At 36.2% G+C, this 4,888-nt stretch carries 4 protein-coding genes; 3 read left to right on the top strand and 1 reads right to left on the bottom strand.

The annotated features are described in order from the left end of the window. On the bottom strand, positions 1-887 hold an 887-nt coding region (locus ACP6PL_RS06625; protein WP_426543801.1), incomplete at its 3' end, for a tetratricopeptide repeat protein. Here ACP6PL_RS06625 and ACP6PL_RS06620 point away from each other — a divergent pair. The 3 genes from ACP6PL_RS06620 (at position 880) to ACP6PL_RS06610 (ending at position 4,844) form a co-directional block, all read left to right on the top strand. Next, the gene (locus tag ACP6PL_RS06620; RefSeq protein ID WP_426543799.1) at positions 880-1,047 is read left to right on the top strand and encodes a hypothetical protein; all 168 of its coding nucleotides are present in this window, start codon (positions 880-882) and stop codon (positions 1,045-1,047) included. The genes ACP6PL_RS06625 and ACP6PL_RS06620 overlap by 8 nt on opposite strands. A 387-nt stretch (positions 1,048-1,434) precedes the next feature. Then, on the top strand, positions 1,435-1,584 hold the full coding sequence (locus ACP6PL_RS06615; protein WP_426543797.1) for a hypothetical protein: 150 nt from the start codon (positions 1,435-1,437) through the stop codon (positions 1,582-1,584). A gap of 92 nt (positions 1,585-1,676) precedes the next feature. Beyond that, complete coding sequence (locus ACP6PL_RS06610; protein WP_426543795.1) at positions 1,677-4,844, top strand: class I SAM-dependent methyltransferase; 3,168 nt, start codon at positions 1,677-1,679, stop codon at positions 4,842-4,844. Positions 4,845-4,888 lie beyond the last annotated feature (44 nt).

Raw genomic sequence — 4,888 nt, 5'->3', positions numbered from 1 at the left:
GCACGTTCGTAACCATGAGGTTGCTCTGGATACTTTTCTTTGATTCCTTGAAACACTGCATCCGCCTCATCAAACCGAGATAAATTTATCAAGACATTCCCTTTCTGAATTTGGAAACCGATGTTGTCGGGAAACTTAGCAACTGCCTCATTCCATCTCTTCAAAGCTAACTCCCAATCTGGCCAAAAGTGAGTTAATTTGGCACAACGTTCGTAACCATCTGGTTGTTCTGGAAACCTTTCTTTTAATTGCTGAAAAACTGTTTCGGCTTCCTCAAACCTACCTAAAGTAATTAAATTATTGCCACAACTACGATAAACCGACATTGGCTGTTGATGGTTAAGAATTAATCCTTGTTGGTAATAATCAACGGCTTCCTTGATTTTTTCTTCCTTACTTAATTTATCTCCTGTACTAATGTAATCTGGGGCTACATCTGTTTGTAACCAACAGATTTTTTGAGTTGCTCTCAAGTGATTGGGATTAATAGAAAGAACTTTTTGCCAACTCTTGAATGCCTCTAACAAATCTGATTTAGCTTCATAAGCTAAAGCTAAAGTTTGATGATAAATTGTCACATTTGGTTCTAAAGAAATAGCCTTTTGGGAGGAATGAATGGCATCATCGAATTCACCTTGCTCTATTAAAGCCTCCCCTAAACTGTTGTGGAAGTTGGCCGAGTTAGGATTGAGCTTAATTGCTTCTCGATATTGGGTAACTGCATCCCGCCATTTACTTTGTTTGGCCAACAACTGACCCAAGTAGTAATAATTCCAGGCAAAATTGGGCCTTAACTCTATGAGTCTCTCATACTCTTTTAGGGCATCGTCTAATTTATCTGCCCGTAATAATTGGTTAGGGATTTTGAGAGAATTAGTTGTGGCCATAAATTTTTGGTTTGTGGTTTTAGTTGACATTTCACCTAGATATGCCAGGGACAAGCGTAAAGTATTAGTATTATCTGTGGCAATCTCTAGTATTACTAATTATTCTGCTTTGGGAACAAGTTGTTTTTGGTGCATCTGTTGTGGTAATCTTTGGGGCTAGGTGTTGAGGTGTTGGTATATTTAGAGATTAAAGATTATGGCCATTGAGGAGCTTAAACAAGAGGTGGACGATAATTTTTTGGCAGTTGGTTTACCTGCTATGGTTTTCCAGAACGTCAATTTTTACTTTGATTTTACCAGGGGATTTATCTAGAGTTTTGGAAAAATACAGGGTGAGAATTAACCCAGAGTTTCTTTTTGATTTGCAAAAGCTCGAGGATGAGTTTTGTGGTTGGTTGGAAACGGTTAGGGGTCGGAGGGAAAAAATTGCTCTCGTTGCTAGAGGAAATTAGGGGGAATTTAGGGAGATCGCGTTCTTGGTTGAAAAGTATTTCTGTGGAACTGGGGTCAGAATAATTTGTCTGAGTAGATTTATGATTGGGTTCTTATGGATAACGAAAATAGGAGTGTGAGTCAGTTGCTGAAGCAGGCTAATAGGTTGAAGCGAACAGGGAGTTTGGATGAAGCGATCGCTCTTTATAAAGATGCTATTGAAAAGAATTCTAACTTCTCTTGGTATGATTACAAATTAGCTTAAATTTTAGAAGAAAAAGATAAATTAAATGAAGCAGTTAACTATTTAAAATTAGCCCAGGATCACCAATTTTTCAAAATAAATTAGAGGAAATTTTGACTTCAACAGATAAAAATAATGAAGTTTACCTAGAAACTACAAATTTCGATGGAGGAGGTAAAAAAACTGATATGTCTCAAATTAATCATGCAGCTAATCATTCTTTAAAGTATGCTATTATGACAACATTTAGCTCTCGTGGATACGAACAGTATGCCCGACGAATGCTAGAAACCTATGATCGCCACTTGCCTCGTGAAGTTGATATTTATGCTTACTATGAAGGAGAAGTTCCCGATTTTCAGAGCCAAAGAATCTATTACAGGAATTTGGAGAAACTATCGCCAGACTTAGTTTGGTTTAAAAAGGAGTGTGACAAAGATCCATTAAAGTGTGGTCAGACTGCTAAGGGGTATAACTTACAACATGATGCTAGACGTTTCGCTCATAAATCTTTCTGTGTCTTCCACTGTACCCAGAACACGGATGCTGATATTGTTTATTGGTTTGATGCTGATAGTGTAGCTTTCCAAGATGTACCGATGTCTTTTGTGCAAAATCTTTTGCTTCCAGAATATTACACTTCATATTTAGGTAGAAAGCATATTGGTCTGTATTCAGAATGTGGCTTTGTCGGTTACAACCTCAAACATCCTACACACAAAGAATTTATGACAGCTTGGCACCAACTTTATATGTTTGGTGATTTGTTTAAACTACCCCAATGGCATGATTGCACGTCTTACGACTCAGTACGAGAGAAGTTAGAGAAAGAAGGTAAAATTAAATCTAATAATTTATCACAACATATTCAGCATAGTCATGCCTTTGTGAATTCTATACTAGGAGACTATTTCGACCACTTAAAAGGACCGGTTCGTAAACAAAAAGGTAAGTCTTTGCCAAAAGATATTGTTGGCAAATCTAGCGTAGAATATTGGAATTCCACTCAAAAATCAACCATTAAATCAGACACTAGCAAGGAGAAACAGAATTTGCAATCATCTCAAGAGTCAGTAACTAAAATTTATTGGAAACCTTTAGAAAATCCTAGCTTGAACAGGTACACTCAGGTAATTGACTGTATTAATTTGTTTAAACCAGGCTCAATAATTGAGGTAGGAACTTGGAGTGGCGATCGTGCTTTAGAAATGGTGAAAGCAGCATTAAAGTATCAAGAAAAAGTTCATTATATTGGCTTCGATCTATTTGAAGATGCAACCAAGGAAACCGATGCAGTTGAATTAAATGTCAAACGGCATAACACTGTAGCTGAAATATCTGCTCGTTTAAAAGAATTCCAAAACAATAATCCCGGTTTTACTTTTGAGCTAGTTAAGGGTAACACTAGAGAAACTCTCAAGCAGCCAAGAATAGCAGATTTTGCTTTCATAGATGGAGGTCACTCTGTAGATACAATCCGAAATGATTATGAAGGACTCAAAGATTGTCCGGTAATTTTATTTGATGATTACTATGTATCTGACTCGAAAGGAAGATGCCCTGATTTAACAAAATTTGGTTGCAACGAAATTGTTAAGAATTTGCCTCATTACATTTTACCAATGACTGGTAATATTGCAGGTGGAGGTTTAACAGCAATGGCTTTAAAAATAGGGGAAATTTCAAATAAAGCAAGCAATTTGGAAACTTTTAAATCCTCGAAAAAGTTAGCCAAGCTTGATAGATACACTCAAGTCATTAACTCTATTAATTTATTCAAACCCACATCAATTATCGAAGTGGGAACTTGGAAAGGCGTTCGTGCCTTAGAAATGGTGAAAACCGCTCTGAAGCACCGCAAAAAAGTTCATTATATCGGCTTCGATTTATTTGAAGATGCAACTAAAGAAACCGATGCAGTTGAATTAAATGTTAAACGCCATAACACCGTAACTGAAGTATCTGCTCGTTTAAAGGAATTCCAAAATACTAATCCCGGTTTTACTTTTGAGCTAGTTAAGGGTAATACCCGCGAAACTTTAAAACAGCTTAGAGTAGCTGATTTTGCTTTTATTGATGGAGGTCATTCCATAGAAACAATCCGCAATGATTATGAGGGATTAAAAAATTGTCCGGTAATTTTATTCGATGACTATTATGTGGCTGATAGTCAAGGAAAATGTCCTGAGTTGGAAAAATTCGGTTGCAATAATTTGGTTGACAACTTGCCGCATAAAGTTTTGCCCATCATGGGTCCAATCGCAGGCGGTGGTCTGACTGCGATGGCTGTTGTTATGGGGATAAAGATGACAGCAGAAATCAGACCTTCTGTGCCAAAACTCAATCCCTATGTTGCTAGTAGTAACGGAAAATATGGTGTATTTGAAGGAAACACAAAGGATAAAGCTATATTTTCTCATTATAGTCAATTTCGCGTTTGGGCTCCTGAAATTCAGTATTTGTTAATCAAGAAACTTTTTTCGCCAGAAGATGATGGCACTTATTTAGATATTGGTGCAAATATTGGTTTAACAGTTATTCCTCTAGCCGAACGTCGTGGCAAAGTCAATTGCTATGCCTTTGAGCCAGAACCAGAAAATTATCAGTTTCTACTCAAAAATATAATTCGTCATCAAGTACCATTATCTGTACAAAGTTACCCAGTAGCCCTTTTTTCTCATCAAACTCAAGTAGATTTTGAACTATCACCAAATAATACAGGAGATCATAGAGTTAGAATAGAAAATACTGATTTTCTAGTCTCAGCAGTTAAGGGAGAAAATTCGCGAAAAGTTATTAGAGTGCAAGCAGAACCATTGGATAACATATTTTCTGCGAAAAATATACAAAAGCTTAAAAAGCCAATTGTTATGAAGTTGGATATTCAAGGTTCTGAACTACAGTTTTGTCATGGCTCTTCAGTATTTTTGCAGTCAGTCGATCATTTAATTGTCAAATTTTGGCCTTATGGTTTGCGTCGTCTTGGTGATACACCAGAAGAACTAATGAATACTCTAATAAAGAATTTTTCTTTCGGTGCAATTTTGAAAAAGTATAAGGGAGACGAACCACAGATAAACATCCAAAAAGATTTGAATAATTTGTGCTTAGAACCTATAGAAAAAGTATTTACAGACCTGCAAAATAGACTGCATTTTGATGATGTAAAATTCACGGGTTATCTTAATGTTGTTCTGTCAAAGCATCCCGATCTGGTTAGCTATACCAACAATATTAATTTGCTATCTAGTGAAACTGAAAAATTGGATCTGATTCATTAATTGATAATTGATAATGGATAATTGATAATTACCTCTGGTTAAAA

It is taken from the genome of Dapis purpurea BLCC-M126, assembly GCF_050015975.1.
GTDB lineage: Bacteria > Cyanobacteriota > Cyanobacteriia > Cyanobacteriales > Microcoleaceae > Trichodesmium.
This window is presented reverse-complemented; position numbering and strand designations above follow the sequence as displayed.